This window comes from Nocardia sp. NPDC051052 (genome assembly GCF_044456045.1).
In the GTDB taxonomy this organism is placed as follows: Bacteria; Actinomycetota; Actinomycetes; order Mycobacteriales; family Mycobacteriaceae; genus Nocardia.
This window is the reverse complement of sequence record NZ_JBITFL010000018.1, coordinates 38,108-58,991: the sequence shown is the minus strand read 5'-3', so window position 1 is coordinate 58,991 and position 20,884 is coordinate 38,108. Positions and strand designations below refer to the sequence as shown.

At 68.1% G+C, this 20,884-nt stretch carries 24 protein-coding genes; 12 read left to right on the top strand and 12 right to left on the bottom strand.

The window, feature by feature from the left end:
• Window positions 1-49: 49 nt before the first annotated feature.
• The 6 genes from ACIBCN_RS40015 (at window position 50) to ACIBCN_RS39990 (ending at window position 7,263) form a co-directional block, all read left to right on the top strand.
• On the top strand, window positions 50-313 hold the full coding sequence (locus ACIBCN_RS40015; protein WP_396997486.1) for a hypothetical protein: 264 nt from the start codon (window positions 50-52) through the stop codon (window positions 311-313).
• Window positions 314-556: 243 nt separating this feature from the next.
• Window positions 557-1,627, top strand: a complete 1,071-nt coding sequence (locus tag ACIBCN_RS40010) for a DUF5336 domain-containing protein (RefSeq protein WP_396997484.1) — start codon at window positions 557-559, stop codon at window positions 1,625-1,627.
• 155 nt (window positions 1,628-1,782) lie between these two features.
• Window positions 1,783-3,318 (top strand): DUF6350 family protein, encoded by a 1,536-nt coding sequence (locus ACIBCN_RS40005; RefSeq protein WP_396997482.1) that lies wholly within the window; start codon window positions 1,783-1,785, stop codon window positions 3,316-3,318.
• A gap of 58 nt (window positions 3,319-3,376) precedes the next feature.
• Window positions 3,377-4,039: a phosphoribosylglycinamide formyltransferase gene (purN, locus tag ACIBCN_RS40000; RefSeq protein WP_396997616.1), complete on the top strand. Its 663-nt coding sequence runs from the start codon at window positions 3,377-3,379 to the stop codon at window positions 4,037-4,039.
• Complete coding sequence (purH, locus tag ACIBCN_RS39995; protein WP_396997480.1) at window positions 4,036-5,613, top strand: bifunctional phosphoribosylaminoimidazolecarboxamide formyltransferase/IMP cyclohydrolase; 1,578 nt, start codon at window positions 4,036-4,038, stop codon at window positions 5,611-5,613. Before purN ends, purH begins: the two co-directional genes overlap by 4 nt.
• An 81-nt stretch (window positions 5,614-5,694) precedes the next feature.
• Window positions 5,695-7,263 carry a family 20 glycosylhydrolase gene (locus ACIBCN_RS39990; protein WP_396997478.1) on the top strand — a complete coding sequence of 523 codons (1,569 nt, stop codon included), beginning with the start codon at window positions 5,695-5,697 and terminating at the stop codon, window positions 7,261-7,263.
• Between the two features lie 12 nt (window positions 7,264-7,275).
• Here ACIBCN_RS39990 and ACIBCN_RS39985 read toward each other — a convergent pair whose 3' ends face one another.
• A complete protein-coding gene (locus tag ACIBCN_RS39985) occupies window positions 7,276-7,737 on the bottom strand; it encodes a hypothetical protein (RefSeq protein ID WP_396997476.1) in 462 nt (153 codons plus the stop codon).
• Window positions 7,738-7,947: 210 nt separating this feature from the next.
• On the opposite strand from ACIBCN_RS39985, the gene ACIBCN_RS39980 reads away from it, so the two are divergent.
• Window positions 7,948-8,511: a LysM peptidoglycan-binding domain-containing protein gene (locus ACIBCN_RS39980; RefSeq protein ID WP_396997474.1), complete on the top strand. Its 564-nt coding sequence runs from the start codon at window positions 7,948-7,950 to the stop codon at window positions 8,509-8,511.
• 72 nt (window positions 8,512-8,583) lie between these two features.
• On the opposite strand, the gene rpsR is transcribed toward ACIBCN_RS39980, so the two are convergent.
• The 4 genes from rpsR to rpmB are packed head-to-tail and all read right to left on the bottom strand — an operon-like array spanning window position 8,584 to window position 9,637.
• On the bottom strand, window positions 8,584-8,838 hold the full coding sequence (gene rpsR / locus ACIBCN_RS39975; RefSeq protein WP_040738992.1) for a 30S ribosomal protein S18: 255 nt from the start codon (window positions 8,836-8,838) through the stop codon (window positions 8,584-8,586).
• Window positions 8,839-8,870: 32 nt separating this feature from the next.
• A complete protein-coding gene (rpsN, locus tag ACIBCN_RS39970; RefSeq protein ID WP_396997472.1) occupies window positions 8,871-9,176 on the bottom strand; it encodes a 30S ribosomal protein S14 in 306 nt (101 codons plus the stop codon).
• 39 nt (window positions 9,177-9,215) lie between these two features.
• Entirely contained in the window at window positions 9,216-9,386 is a 171-nt protein-coding gene (gene rpmG / locus ACIBCN_RS39965) for a 50S ribosomal protein L33 (RefSeq protein ID WP_011211511.1), read from the bottom strand.
• Between the two features lie 14 nt (window positions 9,387-9,400).
• A complete protein-coding gene (gene rpmB / locus ACIBCN_RS39960; protein ID WP_396997470.1) occupies window positions 9,401-9,637 on the bottom strand; it encodes a 50S ribosomal protein L28 in 237 nt (78 codons plus the stop codon).
• Between the two features lie 96 nt (window positions 9,638-9,733).
• On the opposite strand from rpmB, the gene mrf reads away from it, so the two are divergent.
• From mrf to rpmF, 3 genes are read left to right on the top strand one after another with little or no spacing between them, the layout of a single operon-like run.
• Window positions 9,734-11,056 carry a ribosome hibernation factor-recruiting GTPase MRF gene (gene mrf, locus ACIBCN_RS39955; RefSeq protein WP_396997468.1) on the top strand — a complete coding sequence of 441 codons (1,323 nt, stop codon included), beginning with the start codon at window positions 9,734-9,736 and terminating at the stop codon, window positions 11,054-11,056.
• Window positions 11,053-11,316: a type B 50S ribosomal protein L31 gene (locus tag ACIBCN_RS39950; protein WP_396997466.1), complete on the top strand. Its 264-nt coding sequence runs from the start codon at window positions 11,053-11,055 to the stop codon at window positions 11,314-11,316. Before mrf ends, ACIBCN_RS39950 begins: the two co-directional genes overlap by 4 nt.
• A gap of 1 nt (window position 11,317) precedes the next feature.
• The gene (rpmF, locus tag ACIBCN_RS39945) at window positions 11,318-11,491 is read left to right on the top strand and encodes a 50S ribosomal protein L32 (RefSeq protein WP_150402032.1); all 174 of its coding nucleotides are present in this window, start codon (window positions 11,318-11,320) and stop codon (window positions 11,489-11,491) included.
• Between the two features lie 63 nt (window positions 11,492-11,554).
• Here the strand turns inward: rpmF and ACIBCN_RS39940 are convergent, their stop codons facing one another.
• From ACIBCN_RS39940 to ACIBCN_RS39910, 7 genes are all read right to left on the bottom strand, one after another.
• A complete protein-coding gene (locus tag ACIBCN_RS39940) occupies window positions 11,555-11,779 on the bottom strand; it encodes a hypothetical protein (RefSeq protein ID WP_364723029.1) in 225 nt (74 codons plus the stop codon).
• A 452-nt stretch (window positions 11,780-12,231) separates the two neighbouring features.
• Complete coding sequence (locus tag ACIBCN_RS39935) at window positions 12,232-13,251, bottom strand: glycoside hydrolase domain-containing protein (protein WP_396997463.1); 1,020 nt, start codon at window positions 13,249-13,251, stop codon at window positions 12,232-12,234.
• A 68-nt stretch (window positions 13,252-13,319) separates the two neighbouring features.
• The gene (locus ACIBCN_RS39930) at window positions 13,320-14,078 is read right to left on the bottom strand and encodes an MHYT domain-containing protein (RefSeq protein WP_396997461.1); all 759 of its coding nucleotides are present in this window, start codon (window positions 14,076-14,078) and stop codon (window positions 13,320-13,322) included.
• A gap of 73 nt (window positions 14,079-14,151) precedes the next feature.
• Window positions 14,152-14,778: an ATP/GTP-binding protein gene (locus ACIBCN_RS39925; protein ID WP_379281097.1), complete on the bottom strand. Its 627-nt coding sequence runs from the start codon at window positions 14,776-14,778 to the stop codon at window positions 14,152-14,154.
• Window positions 14,768-15,139, bottom strand: a complete 372-nt coding sequence (locus ACIBCN_RS39920) for a DUF742 domain-containing protein (protein ID WP_396997459.1) — start codon at window positions 15,137-15,139, stop codon at window positions 14,768-14,770. The genes ACIBCN_RS39925 and ACIBCN_RS39920 overlap by 11 nt, the downstream gene beginning before the upstream one ends.
• A 7-nt stretch (window positions 15,140-15,146) precedes the next feature.
• The gene (locus ACIBCN_RS39915) at window positions 15,147-15,554 is read right to left on the bottom strand and encodes a roadblock/LC7 domain-containing protein (protein WP_107659354.1); all 408 of its coding nucleotides are present in this window, start codon (window positions 15,552-15,554) and stop codon (window positions 15,147-15,149) included.
• Window positions 15,551-18,298 (bottom strand): ATP-binding protein, encoded by a 2,748-nt coding sequence (locus ACIBCN_RS39910; protein ID WP_396997457.1) that lies wholly within the window; start codon window positions 18,296-18,298, stop codon window positions 15,551-15,553. Before ACIBCN_RS39910 ends, ACIBCN_RS39915 begins: the two co-directional genes overlap by 4 nt.
• Window positions 18,299-18,662: 364 nt before the next feature.
• Between ACIBCN_RS39910 and ACIBCN_RS39905 the strand changes: the two genes are divergently transcribed.
• Complete coding sequence (locus ACIBCN_RS39905) at window positions 18,663-19,349, top strand: response regulator transcription factor (protein ID WP_396997455.1); 687 nt, start codon at window positions 18,663-18,665, stop codon at window positions 19,347-19,349.
• Window positions 19,350-19,358: 9 nt separating this feature from the next.
• A complete protein-coding gene (locus tag ACIBCN_RS39900) occupies window positions 19,359-20,819 on the top strand; it encodes an ATP-binding protein (protein ID WP_396997453.1) in 1,461 nt (486 codons plus the stop codon).
• Window positions 20,820-20,884 lie beyond the last annotated feature (65 nt).

The following is a 20,884-nucleotide window of genomic DNA, read 5'->3' as shown; positions in this document are numbered from 1 at the left end:
GGAGTCTGGTCCTCGCTACACACCACACCAGACCAGAAAGCGAAGACCGATGACAACCACCCGCATCGCGGCCGCCCGCGCCGCCGCCACCGCCGCCCTGATCGTCGCAGGCCTTTTCGGCGCCACCGGACCCGCGTTCGCGGGCCCCTTCGACAGCGGCTCGGCCGCCCCCGCCGCCCCTGGCAACCTCGGCCCCTTCGAGTACGAACACCAGTGCCTCGAGCGCGGCAACCAGGGCATGGCGAACGGCGAATGGTCCAACTACGACTGCGTGGGCAGCTACGGCGCCTGGCAGCTCATTCCCCGGCCCTGACCCGGTAATCGACTCGGTCGGCCTCGGCCCGGGGTGTGCGCGACCGCGCGGCTCCCGTGCCGCCGTAGGTGCTTGCGGAGGGCGGTGCTTGCTGTCGGCAAACCCCTCGCGACCTGGTCGGGAAGTGTAAATCATCAGGTCCGGGGGGTCGGTTGAGGGTGACCTGGACGGAGGAGTGCAGTAGCGTCAGGTGCAGATCCAGCAGTTGAAGACCACGTATGACTCGACCTAGGAGACGACGACATGTCATACCCGTCCGGGGGCTCCGGGTACAACACACCCGCGCCCGCCACCCCGTCCAGCCCCGCTTCGACGGCGAGTGGTGCCAGTTCCGGTTCGAGCGCGACCGGTGCCGAGGGCAAGGGGCTGCCGTTTTTCCTGGTGGTCGGTGTCGCGGCGCTCGGCGTGATCAACTTCCTGCTCGGTTTCCTGCCCTATGTCGGCACCAAGGCGGTCGATTTCGGCGGTGCCAGGGTGGCCAGCAGCGAGACCGCGAGCCTGTTCGAGGCGGGCGGCTCGGCATTGCTCGGCATCCTGCTGCTCGGCGGACTGCTCGCCGCGCTGTCGGTGCTGCCCAAGCAGAGCTGGACGGGCGCGGCCGCGGCGGCGTCGGTCGCGGGCTTCCTCGCGCTGGCGGTGCACTCCTTCACCCTCTCCGACGGCATCGAGCTGAAGTTCGGCGCGTACGTCGTGCTGGTGCTCGCGTTCGTGCAGGCGGCGGTCGCGGTAGGTGCGGTGCTGCTCGAGGCGGGCATCGTCAAGGCGCCCGCGCCGCGGCCGGCCAGCGCCCCCGCGTTCGGTCAGGGCGGCTACGGCCAGCAGCAGCCGTCGGCCTTCGGACAGAACCAGCCTTCCTACGGACAGAACCAGCAGCCCGGCTACGGTCAGGGCCAGCCGGGTCAGCCCTATGGCCAGCAGGCCGCTTACGGTCAGCAGCCCGGTTACGGTGCGGCGCAGCAGGCTTCGCCGTACGGCCAGAGCCAGCCGAGCCAGCCCGCGTACGGCCAGCCGGGCCAGGCCTACGGTCAGCCGCCCGCCTACGGTCAGCAGCCGCCGACCACGGCTTTCGGTGGGCCGCAGCAGGGTTCGCCATACGGCGCGCCGAGCACCGCGCAGCCCCGGCCGGACGAGGGTGCCACCCAGCACTTCGGCTCGGCCCAGCAGCCCGCGCAGCAGTCGCCGTACGGTTCGTCGAACTACGCGCAGCCGGGTCAGCAGAGCGCGCAGCAAGGCCAGCCGTTCGGCGGCGACCAGGCCGCCGACCCGTCGTCCGACGCCACGCAGGCTTTCCGTCCCTCCGAAGACAACAAGTAGCAGTCGTTCCCCGGCGCGGGTTTACGCGGCGCGCCTGACCCGCTCGCGCCGGGGGAGCTGCCACGCTGAATTGTCATGAGTGAGCGTCAGCGAGTGAGTCAGGGATGCGGCGCGCCCGAGCGCACGATGGAGCCGAGCGTGCCCGAGGCGGCGTCGTGAATTCGTCCAGAAACTCGCTCGTGCGCCGGGCCGGTGGATCGCGCGGTGCGCCCGATCCGCACCCCGAGCCCGAAGAGGCCGGGTTTCTGTCGTTGACGCCCGAGCGCGCCAGGGTTCTCGTCCTGGTGGCCGGCCGCCCGACGACCTACGCGCTCACCGCGATCATCGTTCTCGTGCTCGCGACGCTGCTGACCTCAGGTAGCAATTTGGCGGGCACCTCAGGTGCTATCGCAGCGGGGTGGCTTGGCACGCACCAGGTTTTGCTGGTTATCGGCAAGACTTCACTCGGCCTGCTTCCGTTGTTGCCGACCGCGCTCGTGGTCTGGCTGGCGGGGCGGGAATGTGCCCGCGCCGTCGAACCCGATTGCACGCGTGCCGATCTCGGCTGGATAGTCGGCGCCGCGCTGGCCGGGCCGCTGCTGGTCACGGCCATCTGTCTGGCGGTCGCGGAGGACGCGTCCGGGATTGTCGCGCTGCAACCGCCGAATACCCTCGCCGCGTTCGCCTGGGTCGGCGGCCTGTATCTGGTTGCGGCAGTCGGCGGGATCGCGACCAGCAGCCGACGGCAGGTGTTCGAGCTGCTTCGCCTGCCAGGGTGGGCGATCTCGGGAATGTACGGCGCCGGTCGTGCGATGCTGCGCCTGCTCGGCTGTGCCACCGCGCTCATCGTGATCTCGCTCCTGGTGCACATCCCGCGCCTCGGGGACACCTACCACGGTGCGGGCAACGCCGCCGGGGTGATCGGGCTGACCCTGCTCTCGCTGGCCTACCTGCCGAATCTGGTGGTGCTGGCGGTCGGCGTGCTCGTCGGCTCCAGCGCGCAGATCGGTGTCGCGTCGTTCGGCGTGTTTTCCGTTGTCGGCGGCCCGATTCCGGCCGTGCCGCTGATCGCGGCGGTGCCGACCGGACCGGCTGCGGGCTGGTGGCCGGTGCTGCTGCTGATCCCGGCCGCGGTCGGCGTGCTCGGCGGACTCGACCTCGCGCGCGGCTCGACCGATCGGATCGGCGCGCCCTGGGCGACGCTGTGCTCGGCGGGACTGGCCACCGTCGGACTGGCGCTGCTCGGCGCGATCGGGGGCGGCGAGCTCGGCACCTTCGGCCGGATCGGCCTCGATCTGCCGATCTTCCTCTTGGTCACCTTCGCGTGGCTGGCCATCCCCGGCTACGTCGGGCTGGCTTTCGCTCGCTGGTTTCTCGTCCCGGTCGGCACGGCGCCCGGCGATTACGCCGACCCGTACGACGAGTACGACTACTACGACGACGAGTACGCGGACGACGAGTACGCGGACGACGACTACGCCGACGACGAGTACACCGACGACAACTACGCCGATAACCGCGACTACTTCGAGGACGACTACGCCGACTACGACGGCCCGGACCTGGAAGTCGAACTGGACGGCGAACTCGTCGAGGAGCAGACCTCGATCAACACCGTGCGTACGCCCGACCCGATTATCACACCCGACATCGTCGATGCCGAGGTGGTCGAGGCGGACCTGCCGGAAAGTGACCGGGTCGACGGTCGTTAGGCTCTAGCACGGCGGAGCTCTTCCGTCCGCCATCCGATCGACTCGCAGGAGTAGAGCCCTGAGCGCGCCCACCCCGCCTGCTTCGCCGTCTGCCCCGTGGACCCCGGCGACCGTCGTCGTGCTCGCTTCAGGCACCGGATCGCTGTTGCACGCGCTGCTCGACGAGGCCGCCACCGCGGACTTCCCGGCGAAGATCGTCGCCGTCGGCGTCGACCGCACCTGCGCGGCCACCGAGCACGCGGACGCCGCGGGCGTACCGCATTTCAAGGTGGCGCTGAACGACTTTCCCGATCGCGCCGCCTGGGATGCCGCGCTGACCGACGCGGTCGCCGGCTACGCACCCGATCTCGTGGTGTCCGCCGGATTCATGAAGATCCTCGGGCCCGCCTTCCTCGACCGGTTCGGCGGCCGGATCATCAACACTCACCCCGCGCTGCTGCCCGCCTTCCCCGGCGCGCACGGGGTGCGCGACGCGCTCGCCTACGGGGTGCGGGTCACCGGCTCGACCGTGCACCTGGTCGACGCGGGCGTGGACACCGGGCCGATCCTCGCGCAGGAGGCGGTGCCGGTGCTGCCCGAGGACGACGAGGCGAGCCTGCACGAACGCATCAAGGTGGTGGAACGGCGGCTGCTCGCGCAGGTCGTCGCCGCCGTCGCCACCCGGGGCATTGTTTCCGACGGACGAAAGGCAGTTATCCCAGATGAGCGAGTACTCCGGTGAGTGACCGCAAGGAGATCAAGCGGGCGCTGGTCAGCGTCTACGACAAGACCGGGCTCATCGAGCTCGCGACCGGTCTGCACGCCGCGGGCATCGAGCTGGTCTCGACCGGCTCGACCGCGGGCAAGATCGCCGACGCGGGCATCCCGGTGACCAAGGTCGAGGAACTCACCGGCTTCCCGGAGACCCTCGACGGCCGGGTGAAAACGCTGCACCCCCGGGTGCACGCGGGCATCCTCGCCGACACCCGCAAGCCGGAGCACGTGGACCAGCTGGTCGAGCTGGACGTCGAGGCGTTCCAGCTGGTGGTGGTGAACCTGTACCCGTTCACCCAGACCGTGGCCAGCGGGGCCAGCCCGGACGAGTGCGTCGAGCAGATCGACATCGGCGGACCGTCAATGGTGCGCGCCGCGGCGAAGAACCATCCGTCGGTGGCCGTGGTCGTCGACAGCGGTGACTACGACGAGGTGCTCGGCGCGGTGCAATCCGGCGGCTTCACCCTGGCCGAGCGGACGGCGTTGGCGGCCAAGGCATTCCAGCACACCGCAAGCTATGACGTGGCCGTCGCCAGCTGGATGAGCTCGGTGCTCGCGCCCGGCGTCGCGGCGCAGGCCGAGGACAGCGGCGTGCAGTTCCCCGGTTGGCTCGGCGGCACCTGGGAGCGCGCCGCGGTGTTGCGCTACGGCGAGAACCCGCACCAGGCGGCCGCGCTGTACACCAACAACGACGGCAGCCTCGGGCTCGCGCAGGCGCGGCAGTTGCACGGCAAGGAGATGTCGTACAACAACTACACCGATGCCGACGCCGCCTGGCGCGCCGCCTACGACCACACCGCGCCCACCGTTGCGATCATCAAGCACGCCAACCCGTGTGGCATCGCGATCGGCGCCGACATCGCCGAGGCGCACCGCAAGGCGCATGCCTGCGATCCGGTGAGCGCGTTCGGCGGCGTGATCGCGGCCAACCGCGAGGTCACCGTGGAGATGGCCGAGCAGGTGGCGGAGATCTTCACCGAGGTGATCGTGGCACCGGCCTACGCCGACGGTGCGGTAGAAGTGTTGCAGCGCAAGAAGAACGTGCGCATCCTGATCGCCGAGCCACCGCGGCGCGCCGGTGCCGAGCTGCGCCCGATCAGCGGCGGCGCGCTGCTGCAGCAGCGCGACATCCTCGACGCCGCGGGCGACGACCCGGCCAACTGGACGCTGGCCACCGGCACCGCGGCCGACGCCGAGACCCTCGCTGATCTCGAATTCGCCTGGCGCGCTTGCCGTGCCGTGAAGTCCAACGCGATCCTGCTCGCGCATGACGGCGCCTCGGTCGGCGTCGGCATGGGCCAGGTGAACCGGGTGGACGCGGTGCAGCTTGCCGTGCAGCGCGCCGGTGACCGGGCGAAGGGTTCGGTCGCGGCCTCGGACGCGTTCTTCCCGTTCCCGGACGGCCCGCAGCAGCTCATCCAGGCGGGCGTCCGGGCGATCGTGCAGCCCGGCGGCTCGGTCCGCGACCAGGAAACCATCGACCTCGCCCGCGAGGCCGGAGTAACCCTGTACCTGACCGGTTCTCGCCACTTCGCCCACTGAGCTGACAACTTCGAACGCCATGTCGGTCCGCCGACGTGGCGTTCGGCGTCTTTGCCTGCGTTGGTTTCGTACAGTAACCGCATGTCGGTTCGTGCAGGAGTAGCCAGTGCGGTCGTGATGGTCGCCGCTGTGGCGGTGTCGTTCAGCGGACAGCCCGCTGCGCACGCGGAGCAGGGACCGCCACCTCGGACGCTGCCTTCGCTGAAGGTGTGGACTCCCGGTGGGCCCGAGTTCTCGCTCGGTGCGCATGCGCGGGTGTGGTACGACAAGGACGCATTACGGGACACCGCAACGGATTTCGCTGCAGCGCTGCGTTCATTCACCGGCAATGATGTTGTCGCGCAAGAGGGCTCGTCCGGCGACCCAGGGGACATCGCGCTCGGCACCGGCTCGGTGCCAGGAGCGCCAGACATGCCTGAGGCATACCGTATTTCGATTGGCGAGACCCTCGACCTGCGCGGTGCCGACACTGCGGGCGCGTTCTATGCCACCAGCTCGGCGCTGCAACTGCTGCGCCAGCGGACCACGGTAACCGGTGGCACCGTGACCGATTGGCCGCAATACCGGGAACGCGGCCTCATGCTGGATGTCGGCCGCGAGTTCATGCCGCTCGACCTGCTTCGCGCGCAGATCCGCCGGATGGGCTACCTCAAGCTGAACCTGCTGCACCTGCACCTCTCGGACGCCTTCGGGTTCCGCCTCGAAAGCGATAGTCATCCAGAAATTACTGCGGCACAGCACTATTCGAAGCAGGACATCCGCGATCTGGTCGAGTACGCGGCGCGGTATCAGGTCGAGATCCTGCCGGAAGTGGACTTCCCCGGCCACCTGAACGGCGTCTTGGCCGCGCACCCCGAACTGAAGCTGCGCAGCGCGAGCGGACGGGTCTCCGACGCGGCCATCGATATCGCGAATCCGCGCGCCTACGACCTGATGGGCGACATTCTCGACGAGTTCCTGCCGCTGTTCCCCGGCCGCTACTGGCATCTCGGCGCCGACGAGTTCCTGCTCGACGGCGCCCGTGTCGCAGGCTTCGACGAGTATCCGCAGATCGGCGAGTACGCGCGCGCCACCTACGGCCCGCAGGCGCAGCCTGTGGACGCGTTTCTCGGCCTGATCAACTGGGGCGCGGACATCGTGCGCGCGCACGGCAAGCGCCCGCGTATCTGGAACGACGGACTGCACACCGGCGCGGGGACCCTGACCGTCGGCACCGACATCGTCGTCGACTACTGGAGCAGGGCGGGCATCCCGCAGCTGCCCTTGCCGTTCTTCGGAACAGCCCGCAGCCCAGCCGATCTCATCGCCGCGGGCCACGACGTCAGGAACGCCTCGTTCACCCCGACCTACTTCGTGGCAGGCGGACCGACGGCGGCGGCCAACGTACCCGCGCCCCTCGCCTACCAGCTGTGGGATCCCACGCTGTTCGTGGACGGCACCCGGCTGACACCGGACCAGAGCGCCCACAACCTCGGCTCGGGTCTGTTCGTCTGGTGTGACGACCCGACGGTGCGAACGCCGGACCAGATCGCCGCGGCCGTCACGATGCCGCTGCGGGTCACTGCACAGCAGAACTGGGGTCCACCGCAAGCGGGCAGCTACCTCGAATTCTCGGCGCTGGCCGACGCCGTCGGCGAACCCGCGGCGTAGCGGGTCCGCGCATTACGCCGCGCTCAGCACCTGCCGGTTGCCCAGCGGTGCCTTCAGCGGTACCTGGACCGTGCCGAACACGGCGTTCATGGTGCACATCCGGCCCACCGCGTCGGCGCGGGTGCCCGAACGCAGCTCGACGGTGACGGTCGAATCAGTCTCGCGCACAGTGACGTCCACGCCATAGCATTCGGGCGTGCCGGTCTGGAAGTTGACCGCGATCCGGTCGTCTGCCAGCCGCGTCCAGGTGCTGAACGGAATCGGGCGCCCGTTCACGATGGTCGGGTCGGCGGTGAAGTCCCGTCCGCTGTTGCCGCCGGTGTCCTCGGTCGGTGTGCTCGGCGCCGAGCTGGTGGTCGTGCTGGTTTTCGGTTGCGTCCCACCATCATCCGAACCGGCACACCCCGCCGCGGCAAGGCATCCGAGCACAACGGCAACAGCTGCGGCGGCACGCCCGCCCGACATCCGAGTCATGGCGACCACCCTAGTGGGCAATCCCCGCGGGCATCTCACATCGAACATGACACGGCAATAGGACACACCCCACAGTGAACTTTCGGCGAACCATGCGCGTAATCCCTACGTAGCCCGGTCTCGCGCAGTATCTTCGGCCTAGATGCGCGCCTGTGTCTTCGGCGCGCGTCGATTGTCGGATGCTCTTCAGAACCTTCGAAAGGAAGAACCGTGGGCGACACACTGCGCGTTGGTGAAGAACTCGGACTGGGTCAGTCCCTGCAGGGTGGTGCTTACACCCTTACGCTGCAGGACGACGGCAACCTGGTGTTGTCCGAGCCGGACGGAAATGTGGTGTGGTCCACCCTGACTCACGGTCAGAGTGTCGACCGCGCCGTGCTGCAGGACGACGGAAACTTCGTGGTGTACAAGGGCGACGCGTCGGCCTGGTCCACCGAGACCAATGGCAAGGACGCGGACCGGCTGGTCGTGCAGGCGGACCGCAACGTGGTGCTGTACGGCAAGGACGGCAGCGCGCTGTGGGCCTCGAACACCAAGTCCGACAACCCGCTGCAGGCGCCCGAGCCGGAGCCTGCCGCCGAGGCGCCTGCCGCCGAGGAGGTTCCGCCGCCGGCGCCCGAGGTGCGCACCTACACGGTCGAGCCGGGCGACACCCTGTGGGCGATCGCCGAGCGCTTCTACGGTGACGGCAACCGCTACCAGGAGATCGCGAACGCCAGCGGCATCGACAACCCGGACGCGATCAACCCGGGTCAGGTGCTGACCATCCCGTAACCTATTGCGGCGCAAGACAAAACGTGGGGCCCCGGCGCATCCGGGGCCCCACGCTTTCGTTCGGGGGCGCGACTACCGGCTGGTGAAGGGGAGCAACGCCATCTCGCGGGCATTCTTCACCGCGACGGCGACCTGGCGCTGCTGCTGCGGGGTGAGCCCGGTGACCCGGCGGCTGCGAATTTTGCCGCGATCGGAGATGAACGTGCGCAGCAGGTTGACGTCCTTGTAGTCGACCTTCTCGATGCCCGCGGCAATGAGTGGGTTCTTCTTCGGACGGCGGGCCTGTTCGGCACGCACCTTCTTCGACGGTGCTCGCTTGACTGCCATATACGGATCCTTCGTACGAGAACGGTGGTTTGCTACCAGCTCGATTTGCGCACACCGGGCAACTCGCCCCGGTGGGCCATGTCGCGCACACGCACACGGGACAATCCGAACTTCCGGAGGTGACCGCGCGGTCGTCCGTCAACGGCGTCCCGATTGCGCAATCGTACCGGACTGGCGTCCCGCGGCTGTCGTCGCAGCTCAGCGAGGGCTTCGGTGCGTGCGGTGGCCGATGTGCCCGGCTTGCGGATGAGTTCTTTCAGCTCGGCCCTGCGCTCGGCGTAGCGCGCGACGACGGCCGCGCGTTGCGCGTTGCGGGCGATCTTCGATTTCTTCGCCATGTCAGCGCTCCTCGGGAAAGTCGTTGTCCGGCACCGTGTTCACCGCTCCTCGCGGAAATCGACGTGCTTGCGGACCACCGGGTCGTATTTGCGCAGCACCATCCTGTCCGGATCGTTGCGGCGGTTCTTCCTCGTCACGTAGGTGTATCCGGTGCCGGCGGTGGACTTGAGTTTGACAATCGGCCGGAGCTCGGTCGACTTGGACGCCATGGGGTTTCTCCTGGTCAGATCTTGTCGCCCCGGGCTCGGATGCGGGCAACCACGGCCTCGATCCCGTCCCGGTCGATGGTCTTGATGCCCTTGGCCGAGACGGTCAGCGTGATGCGCCGCCCCTCGCTGGGCAGGAAGTAGGTCTTGCGCTGGATATTGGGATCCCAGCGCCGATTCGTCCGCACGTGTGAGTGCGAGACGGACTTGCCGAACCCGGGTTTGCGCCCGGTGACCTGGCAGTGGGCCGACATGCGGGCTCCCTCCGGTAGATGACAATCATTTTCGACAACGGCTGACCGACAATGTACCGTTGCCTTGACGCAAATGAAAATCGTTATCGAAAGGTGGTGCTGTCAGTGCTCGCACCTGAGACCGACCGGCGAACGCCGGTCGTGGTGCTCGCGGGATTCGCCGGACCGGCCGCGGCGGGTACCGACCACGCGGCGTCCGCGCTGTGCAATGACGCGCCCGGCACCGTCGTCGTCCATCATGACCTCGGCCAGCTGCGCGAGGGCATCGTGCACCGCACGGTCCGCAGCGCCACCTACGAGACGTCGGACGTGCTCGAACTCGCGCACGGCTGCGTCTCCTGCACCTTGCGGATCGACCTGCTGCCACTGCTGCGCACGCTCGCCGCGCGCGACTCGGTCGACCGCATCGTGCTCGCGCTGGATCCCGCGTTCGAGGCCGAGGCGGTCTGCCATGCCATCGAACATGTTGTGGTGGAAGGCATTCTGGGCCGGGTCGACGGTCCGGCCGGGCGCGATGTGCGCATCGATGCCGTGCTGACCTTCTTGGACGCGGATGCGTGGCTGGCCGACGCGACCGGCGAGCAGACCCTGGCCGAACGCGGACTTGCCAGAGCCGACGACGAGCGCACGGTGGCGCAGGTCGCCGTCGGTCAGGTCGAATTCGCGGACGCGGTAATAGCTTTGGGTCCGGTCGCGCCCGGCGGCGACGTCGATCGCGGCAAGCTCGGTGCGGTGCTTGCCCGGCTGGTCCCCGATGCACTGGTGGACTGGGTGGACGATCCGCACCTGCTCACCGCAGCCCGGCTCGAGGGGCTGCTGACGCGAATCCCGGCGCATGCTCGCCGCGGCCGAGTGTTCGACGCGCACGCGCCGCTGCTGCGCGGGCAGCCGCCGCTGTCCAGCGATTACGGTGTCGCCCTGCTGGAATTCGCCGCCAGCAGGCCGTTCCATCCGGCCCGCCTGCACGAGGCGCTCGACGTGCTCTTCGACGGCGTGGTGACCGCGCGCGGCCGGATGTGGCTCGCCACCCAGCCCGACGAGGTGACTTGGCTGGAGTCGGCGGGCGGCGGCCTGCGCGTCGGCAGCGCTGGGCGCTGGCTGGCTTCGATGTCGGAAGCCGAACGGGCACAGGCGGATCCGGACCGGCGGGCGATGGCCGCGCTGCGCTGGGACGAGCAGTTCGGCGACCGGGACATCTCGCTGGTGATCCTGGTGCACGACGCCGACCCCACCGAGATTCGCGAGGCATTGCATTGGGCGCTGGTGGCGGACGACGAATTACGCCTCGTCGAACGCGCACCCGAGCGAGTTGCCCAGTGGGAGGACCCCTTTGGCGCCTGGCACGCCGACCCGTGCGAGACCGCCGACACCACGTTACCGATCGAAGACGTGAAAAGCCCGAGAGGAGAAGCGAAATGAAGACAGGAATCCATCCGGACTACCACCCGGTGGTGTTCGAGGATGCGGGCACCGGCAAGCAGTTCCTGACCAGGTCGACCGCGACGAGCGCCCGCACCGTGCGCTGGACGGACGGCAACACCTACCCGCTGCTGACCGTCGACGTGACCGCCGACTCACATCCGTTCTGGACCGGCGCGCAGCGCGTGCTGGACAGTCAGGGCCGGGTGGAGAAGTTCGAGCGCAAGTACGGCAGGCGCACGCGCCGAGTGGCGGGCTGAGATGGCGGTTCCGAAGCGGAAGATGTCGAGGTCCAATACCCGCAGCAGGCGCGCGCAGTGGAAGGCGACGCCGCCGGATCTGGTGCCGGTGACGGTGGCCGGTGTGGTGCACAAGGTGCCGCGCCGACTGGTCGCGGCCGTCAAGCGGGGATTGATCGACCTCGATCGGCTCTGACGGACAAAGGACAACGGGCCCGCGGCGACTGCCGGGGGCCCGCTGTCATCGATCTCGGCTCGCTCAGCCTTCCTTGGCCGCGAGGTCCGCGAGGGTCGCGGCGAGCCGGAAGTACTTGTTGTTGGCCAGATCGGCGATCGTCTTGATCTTGAGCGCGTCCAGCAGCTGCTTGTCGTGCGCTTCGGTGAGACCGGCGAGGGCCGAGGGTGGAGCGGAGAGGATTTCGTTCAGCGACTTGTTCTCGTACGCCTTGTCGAGAGCCTTGTCGAGCACCACGTTGACGGCCATGCGAACTCCTTCGAACGAACCTGGATGTGCGGCGCCCAGCGAGCGCCATGTGCCAGCCGACGATAACTCGCACGCTGCTGTCATGGGTGGCGAACGCGCCGGGTCGATGGTCGAACGGCCGGGCCGGGACGTCACGCGGGGTTGATGACCAACATTTTCGAAGGAGTGGAACGAGTGGCAATCGAGTAGCTACTGGCCTGGTCAGGGCGACGTTGTCACCTCGTGCACGATGTGATTGCGATCCGATAACTACGGGGCGAAATACCTACTGTTGGTTGGTTTTTGGCCGTCGGAAAAGTCTCCGCGAAGTGATGCGAACGTGTCCTCGCGTCAGTATTCTCGTGCGGGAGGGCGGGTTCTCCCGGTTCCCGAGAGAGCCCGCTCATCGCCAATATCCCGGCCGCGGAACATCTACCCCGCGCATGCGGAACCATCCACCGCACCAGCCGCCCTCATCGCGGAGAACGCGAATCCAGCGCACCACTACTAGATGTGTGCTGCGTACCCGCGCCCTGCCCCGGCAAACCGGGCAAGTCAGGCAGCAAGGCCTCGAGTCGCGCCAACTGCTCACCGACCAGCGCCGCCGGCCCCTCGATCAACGACAACGGCCACGGCCAATGCCGCCCGGTCAGCCGCTGCACCTGCTCGGCCAGCTCAGCGGTGGTCGCCTCCAATTCGCTGATCTCGGTGCGCAACTCGCCGACCTCGCCCTCCAGCTCGCCGATCCGAGCCAGCGCGGCCGCGACACCGTCCACCAGCGTGCGACCCGGCCCGTCGCCGTCGGCCAACTGCGGCCAGCCCGCTAGTCCGGGCCCGCGCAACTGGACCTGGATATCGCGCAGCACTGCCTCTTGCTCCGGCGTCACGTCGGCGTCCTCCTGTGCAAAGAAATCCCACTGACCGAAATCGGTCGTCTCGGCCTCGTTCACATCGCAGACCACGCCACCGACCAGCTGCTGACGCAACGTCTGATGAATACTGCGCCGCGGCTCCACCTTGCCGCCCGACCAGGCATCGGTCTGCCATGCCCAACTCGCGCTACCCGCGTCCAACGCCCGGCTCACCGACCAATATCCGCCGTAGATACCGACATTCGCGCGACCGAGCACCGTCGCGGCACCGTCGAGATAGCCGTTGATCCGCTGCTGATCCTGCGCCGTCACATCGAAATCGGCGGAAAAGTAGATCGGCCGATCCGGCCTGCCGCCGCAGCGCAGCACCTGAGCGAGGCCCGCGCGCGCATCGACCACACCGGCACCATAGCCGTCCAGCATGCGGGTCGCGGTGGTCTCCCAGTTCGCCGCGATCGACACACCGTGCGCGCGCAGATCGTCGGCCTCGGCGGGGGTCAGCAACTTGCCTGGCAAGGTGACGCCGCCATCGGACAGATACCGGACAACGAAGTCGAAACCCGCCGCGCGGATTGCCGCGCCGCCCGGACGCGCCGTGGCGTAGTCCAGACCGAAACGCATGTCTCTCACTGTAAATCGGGCCGTCAGGGATTACGGCGGCATTGCCGAACCATGCCGCGCGGATCAGCTCAGAACGCGGAAGTCGGCGCGGGCACTCGCACCGGAGCCGAGGTGCGCCGGTCCGGCGCGATCAAGATGGCGCTGATCGGGATGGCCAGCGACAGCATGCCGACCACGAACGCGGGCACGAAGAACCCGAACAGGTCCTCACCCGGTGGCGTCGAATTGGCCTTGGCGAGGTCGATCTGCACACCGAGCAGATCGGTGTAGTGCATGCCCGCGATCCCGGCGGCGAACACCAGCGCCGCGCCCGCCAGCATCGCCAGCGGCCGCCTCGGCTGAGTGAACCAGAGGGTGGCCAGCGAGAGGGCGATCGCGATCGCCACCGCGCCGGTGAGCAGCAGCGGCTTCAGGGTGATCGAACCCTGAATGTGCATGGCGTCCAACGCCAGATAGTGCATCAGCCCGAAGCCGCCGCCCATCACCACCCCGGCGCCGATCAGGCGCGGAATGTTCAACGTCTTCCCCATGATCAGCAGCGCCGCCCACACCGCGAGCACCGAAACCACCGCCGCCGCGGTGACACTCCACACGTCGTAGCGAACAAGGCTGCCCGGCACCGTGACACCGAGCATCGAGACGAACACCGGTAGCCAGACACCGATCCCGCCGATCGAGACCGCCGCCGACGCCTGCCACACCACCCGGAACTTGGACGTCACCGACTTCGTCGACTGCCGGATGCAACTGAAACCGACAAGCGCGCCGACCAGCGAAACCGCCGCCGACAAGCCGATGATCCAATAGCCCATGCTGAAATAAGTCACGACTCCGCCCCGCTGTCGCTCGGCTCCATTGTGCCTAAGGGCCTGTGTCCTCGGTTCTCTCGCTGACGCTCGCTCACAGCACGGCCTGTTCGCGTTCCTGCGCGGCAAGGCGTTGGATGGCGTACTCGGTCACCGCGGCCAGCGACTGGCGTACCTCGTTCGCGTTGCGCGCGTCGATGTCCACGATCGGCACGCTCTCGCGCACCGCGAGCGCCTCGCGCAACTCGGCGATCGGGAAGCGGGGCGCGTTGGGGAAGCGATTGACCGCCACCAGGAATGGCAGCTGCCGCGCCTCGAAGAAGTCGACCGCCGCGAAGCTGTCTTCCAGCCTGCGGGTGTCGATCAGCACCACGGCGCCGATCGCGCCACGGATCAGGTCGTCCCACATGAACCAGAAGCGTCGCTGCCCCGGCGTGCCGAATAGATACAGCGCCAGGTTGCCCGGCAGGATGATCCGGCCGAAATCCATGGCGACCGTGGTGGTTTCCTTCTCCGGCGTTTCGGCGAGATCGTCGATGCCGTCGGAGAACCGGGTGACCATGGCCTCGGTGCGCAGGGGAACGATCTCCGACACCGCGCCGACGAATGTTGTCTTGCCTACCCCGAAACCGCCGGCGACCACGATCTTCGTGGACGCGGTCCGATTGTCCCCGTCGGCCTGGCCGGGGTTGGTGTCGGGCCCGATTCTCTTATAGGGCACGGAGTCCACGCAAAGTCCTCTCCATCAAAGAACGGCGCTCATCGAAACTCGCCTCGTCAGTCAGTGTCGAATGCAGACGCACAATGCCGTCGACCACGAGGTCACCGATCATCACCCGGATCATGCCGAGCGGACGATCCAAGTTAGCGGCGATCTCGGCAACAGAAAGCCGATGTGTGCCGAGCCTAAGGATATCCGTGCGGACATCACCGGTTGGCCAGTCGAGATGCGCAGTGTAGGACAGGGTCTCGATGACTGCTTCCAGCGGCAGGTCGACCGCAGGCTCGGTGCGCCCCGAAGTCAGGGCATACGGTCGGACGCGCGTGGTCGGTCGCGGCCCAGGTCCGTAGGGATTGGACATCTCCCGCTCAAACCGCGGTGCGCGCGGTGGCGGTGACCACCGTGCCGACCCGGTCGACCAACAACGCCATCTCGTAGCCGATCCGGCCGATATCGTGCGACTTGTTGGCGAGCACGGCCAGATGAGATCCGTTGCCCACACTCATAACCAGTAGATAGCCACGCTGCATCTCGACGATCGATTGCATCACCTTGCCGCCGTCGAACAGCGACGCCGCGCCCATCGACAGACTCGCCAGGCCCGCGGTGACGGCCGCGAGCTGCTCGGCCCGGTCCGACGGCAGGTGTGGGCTGGTCGCCTGCAACAGGCCATCGGCCGACACCAGCACCGCGTGGGACACGCCGGGCACGTCCCGGGTGAATCTGGCGACCAGCCAGTTCAGGTTCTCGTCCGTGGTGCTGTTCGCGTTGGTCATGCAAGCCCTCCGTCGTCGTACTGCGCATTGGCCCGCCCACTGCGGACCCCACTGAGATGCCTGGTCAGGTTGTTCCGAATCTCCTCGGGATCACGGGCTCCCGATTCGTCTGCCTGAGCCAGACCGCCGGGGACGAGCTGCGCGCCCGGCGTTCGGATAGGAAGTCCACCGCTGGTGCGGCCGGTCGGTGTCGGGTGCGTCGCCTCTTCGGCGGCGGTCCAGCCCACGTCGGCGGGCGAGGTCCAGGTGCTCTCGGCGGCCTGCGAGGTCGCGGGCTCGACCAGCCATTCCGACACCATGCGTTGATAGATCGGGGTCGGCGAGGCGCCCGCCACCGGCTGCAACCGGGTCGAGGTGACCGTCGCAGGCTCGGGTGCCCGTGGCGGCACGGGTGCGGGTTCCGGCACGGCGGACGGTCGCCGGATCGGCAGGCCGGACCGCGAGGTGGTGCGGGCGGGCTCGGCGCTCGGCTGCACCGCTTCGCGCGGCACTCGCTGCTGGGGGATGGTCGGCTCGGGCTCGGGGCCCTTGGCGTCGGACTCGCTCCAGAAATCCTGCTCCGGTTCGGCCGTCCGAGTCGGCCCGCTGCTCGATACGCCCACCGTCGGCGGACCGAAGGGGGACCGGTCGTCGGTGGGAGTGTTGATCGACCACGGCTCGGTCGGCGGCTGCGTGTCGGAATCGGCGTCGGACGTAGTGGCCCGGCCGGGCACCGAGACGGCGGGCTGGCCGGGCGGCTCGGCGACCCGGATGGCGGGCCTGCGCTGCGGCAGGCCGGTGCTGGACACCTCGAACCGCGGCTGCGGCAGGCTCGGCACCGGCGTCAGCGCGCGCGGCTGGACGGGCAGTTCGTAGTCACCGGTCAGCTCGAGCGGCTTGCCGGTCGGGTCGGTGGCGTCCAGCGGCGGCGCGACCAACGCGCCGGGCAGGTGCACGCTCGCGGTGACGCCGGGCTGCTGCGCCGTGGTGGAGGTGCGCCGCAGGTTGGCGGTGATGGTGTGGCGTTTCGCGAGCCTGCCGACGACGAAAAGGCCCATCCGGCGCGCGGTTTCGACGGTGACCTCACCGCCGGAGCTGAGCCGGTCGTTGATGGCGCGCAGATCCTCGGTGGACATGCCGAGGCCGCGGTCGATGATCTCGATCAGATAGCCGCCGTCCACGGCGCGGGCCACCGACAGCGTGACCGGGGTGGTCGGCGGCGAGTAGCGCAGCGCGTTGTCGATCAGTTCGGCGAGCAGATGCTCGATGTCGATGGCGGGCTCGCCGGACACGATGCCGTCCGGGACGGCGCCGATCTCGACCCGCTGATAGTCCTCGACCTGGGAGACCGCGCTCCAGAGCATGTCGGAGAGCTGGACCGGGTGCAGTTGGCCACGACGCAGCGCGGTGCCGGCCAGCACCAGCAGGTTGTCGCCGTTACGGCGCATGCGGGTGGCCAGGTGGTCGAGGCGGAACAGGCTCTGCAGCCGTTCGGTGTTGTCCTCGTCGTGCTCCAGGTCCTCGATCAGGGCCAGCTGCTGCTCGACCAGCGATTGGCTGCGCCGCGAGAGCGTCTCGAACATGCTGCCGATCTGCACCCGCAAACGCGCCTGCTCGGCGGCCAGATGCAGCGAGGCCTGGTGGATATCGTCGACCGCGCGGGCCAGCTGGCCGATCTCCTCGGTGGTGCGGATGTCGACCGGGGTGATCTTCGGCGTCGCGCCGCCGGTGCGCACCACCTCGATCTCGTTCGGCAGATCGACGTGCGCGACCTGCAGCGCGTCGTGGCGCAGCCGGCGAATCGGCACCACCAGCGAGCGGGCGACGCCGAGGGCGAGAGCGAGGCCGGCGAGCAGGGTGGTGATCACGATCGCGACGTCACGCAGCACCGCGCTGCGCAGCTCGATGGTCCGGTCCGCCAGCTTGGAGTCGATCGTGTCGAGCAGTGTGGTGGTGGCCTGGCGATAGGCCTCGGAGCTGGTGTGCAGCGAATCGGTGATGAATCCGTTGCTGCCGAGGCTGTTCGGGTTCTGGCTCAGCGCGCCGATGCGGGACTGCACCTGGTCGATCAAGACCTGGGCATTGGTGGCCGAACCCGGGCTCATCTGCGGGTAGGAGTAGGTGAGCATCATTTCCGCGCCGAGCGTGGTCAGCATGCTGGCTTGCGCGGCCGGGTTGTTGCCGCCGCTCGCCGTCGCCGACATGATCTGCTCCTGGGTGAGCAGGCGCGAGGCGTTGGAGATCAGGCCTAACTGCAGGAAGTAGCGCTGAATGACGATCTCTTCGATGGAGGAGGAGACCGAGATCGCGGTGATGATGCGGGTGCCGACCTCGTCGACCTGTCCGCCGATGGTCGCGGGCGAGGAGGTGCGCAGTCCGTTGCGCATGGTGCGGGCCACCGCGATGGCGGCGGGTAGTTCCTTGGTGATGCCGTCTTCGGTCTTCTTCGTCCGCAGCGCGGTTTCCAGATCGATGGCCGATTGATCGAACTTGGCCGCGACCGTATCGATCGGGTCCTCCGGCCTGGCGTTGACCGCCGCGATCGCGAGTTGCTCGGTGGCCTCGCTGAATTCGAGCATCGGGCGCAGGATGCGGGCCTGCTCGGTAGCCGCGTCGAGCTTCGAGATCACCCCGAGCTCATCCTTGATGCGCAGGCCAGCGAAGGCCGAGGCGAGCAGCACCGGCAGCAACAGCACGATGCCGACCTTGCGCGTGACCGACATGTTGGACAGGCTGAATTGCCAGGAACGCGGTGCAGCTTCCATTCCGCTTCCGTCGCCTCCACTTCGCGCATGGTCCCCGAATGAAGGCTGTCTAGGAGCAGTCTGGAGCAACCCGCCGAGAACCAACTCAAGGTCTTCTTTTTTACCGCAGGGAACATACCGTGCTGACTGGCCGTCGGCAATCCGAGGGACCGGGTCTGCTCGTGGCCGAATATGGCTACGCGGAACATGTTTCGCGCTGTATGAGTTTGCGAGTCTACATAGCTCCTGGACGATTGATCTATACGGCGTGCGATCGCTGATAGCTGATCGGCTGCTGGCTTCCGGCGTGCCGCACGAACTCGGTCGCGGCGTGTCGAACGTCCCCTCTCAGTCGGCTCTCAGTCGATACGGTCAAACTGGTCGCATGCGCATTCTGGTAGTCGACGACGATCGCGCCGTCCGCGAGTCTCTGCGCCGGTCACTGACCTTCAACGGCTACTCCGTCGACCTCGCGGTGGATGGCGTCGATGCCCTCGACAAGGCGACGAGTCAGCGGCCGGACGCGTTGGTGCTCGACGTGATGATGCCGCGGATGGACGGCCTCGAGGTCTGCCGTCGCCTGCGCAGCACCGGTGACGATCTTCCGATTTTGGTTTTGACGGCACGGGATTCGGTGTCCGAGCGGGTTGCCGGACTCGATGCGGGCGCCGACGATTATTTGCCGAAACCCTTCGCGTTGGAAGAATTGCTCGCGCGTTTGCGCGCGCTACTGCGACGCACGACCGCCGATCCCGGAGAGGATTCGGAGGCAATGACGTTCGCCGATTTGTCGCTGGATCCGGTGACTCGCGAGGTTTCTCGCGGCGAGCGCGGGATCAGCCTCACCCGCACCGAGTTCTCGTTGCTGGAAATGCTGATGGCAAATCCGCGCCGGGTGCTGACGCGCAGCCGAATCCTGGAGGAGGTCTGGGGTTACGACTTCCCGACCTCGGGTAACGCGCTCGAGGTGTACATCGGGTATTTGCGGCGTAAGACCGAAGCCGAGGGGGAGTCGCGGCTCATCCACACGGTGCGTGGTGTCGGCTACGTGTTGCGGGAGACGCCCCCGTAGGGGCAGACCATGGCACGAAAAGATCCCAAGCCAGCCGTGATCGCCGGGCTCGGACAGCATCAGCGTCCGCCCGACCCCGCCGAAATGCGGCCGCCGATTCCGCTGACCCGCTCGGTATCGCTGCGCTGGCGGGTGACGTTGCTCGCCGCGTCGGTGGTGGCGATCGCGGTCGCCTTCACCTCGATCGCGGCCTACGCGTTGGTGGCGCGCGCGTTGTACGCGAACGTCGACACCGAACTGCGCAGCAGGGCGACCGCGGTGACGGCCGTCGACCCGTACGGGTTCAATCTGCAGAACCTGGTGCTCGCGACCGCGTTCTACCCCGACACCGGCATCATCCTGCTCTATCCCGGCATCGGTCCCTATACCGTGCCGCAGGCGACCATTCCGCCGGTCGGGGCGCCGGAGGAGGCGGTCTACAAGGGCCAGGTGAATTCGTCGCTGCGCACGGTCGCCAATCAGCGGGTGCTCGCGGTGCGCACGGATGACGGCGCGACGCTGGTCATTTCGCAACGACTGGAGCCGACCAGGAATGTGCTGGATCGCCTCGCGTGGCTGTTGTTCGTCGTCGGTGGTTGCGGGGTCGTGCTTGCCGCCGCGGCGGGTACCGCCGTCGGCCGCACCGGATTGCGGCCGATCGGACGGTTGACGGCGGCCACCGAGCGGATCGCGCGCACCGACGACCTGACGCCCATCCCGGTGACGGGCGACGACGAACTCGCCCGGCTCACCGAGAGTTTCAACACCATGCTGCGCGCGTTGACCGAGTCACGGGACCGGCAGCGCAGGCTGGTCGCCGACGCCGGACACGAACTACGCACCCCCCTCACCTCGCTGCGGACGAACACCGAACTGCTGATGGCGTCGAGTCGGCCTGGCGCGCCGCGCATTCCGGATGAGGACATGGCCGAGCTCCGCTCGGACGTGATGGGTCAGATCGAGGAGTTGTCCAACCTGGTCGGCGACCTGGTCGACCTGGCACGCGAGGATGCGCCCGAAACCGTTTATGAGCGAGTCGATCTCGGCGAGGTCGCCGAGCGGGCGCTGGAACGGGCCCGTCGCCGCCGTGGCACGGTCGAATTCGTCTCCGCGATCCGGCCGTGGTTCGTCTACGGCCACGAGGCAGGGTTGGAGCGGGCGATTCTCAATGTGCTCGACAACGCCGCGAAGTGGAGCCCGGCCGGTGCTCAGGTCTATGTCGAGATGCGCGAGACAGGCCGCGGCCTACTCGAGTTGACCGTCGATGACGCCGGGCCCGGCATCCCGCCCGCCGAGCGTGAGTTGGTGTTCGAGCGCTTCTATCGGACCACCGCGTCGCGCTCGATGCCCGGCTCGGGTCTCGGCTTGGCGATCGTCAAGCAGGTTGTCACGAAGCACGGCGGCACCATCACGATCGAGGCGTCCGGCCGCGGCGGGGCGCGCATCCGCATCGTCTTGCCGGGAGAAAACGGCCGGCCTGCGGATGCCTGACGTCGCGGGCGCGCGAAGTGGCGGGCGGGGCCGTATCGTATGGCGGGGGGTGCGGCCGCTTGCGC